The following is a 234-nucleotide window of genomic DNA, read 5'->3' as shown; positions in this document are numbered from 1 at the left end:
GAACCGGATTATCTGGTCATGGGCATGTCGTCGGAGACGTTCTGGGATGGTCTGGAAGGCTCCAAGGCGCTTCAGGAGCGCGTCGAGAAGCGCGCCGGCGTGAAAGTTTCGATGGGCTCGGACGCCTCACAGGCGGCGCTGAAGTGCTACGGCGCGAAGCGAATCGGCGTCATCACCCCCTACATGCCAGTTGGCGACGAGCAGGTGCGCCGTTTCTTCACCGATTGCGGCTTC

At 62.4% G+C, this 234-nt stretch carries 1 protein-coding gene; it reads left to right on the top strand.

Features of this window, described 5'->3' with window-relative positions:
* Positions 1 to 234: hypothetical protein (locus ACZ3HG_RS24920; protein WP_465335233.1), on the top strand; the 234-nt coding region annotated here is incomplete at both ends.

It is taken from the genome of Erwinia sp. PME.40.26/001, assembly GCF_055556675.1.
This window is presented reverse-complemented; position numbering and strand designations above follow the sequence as displayed.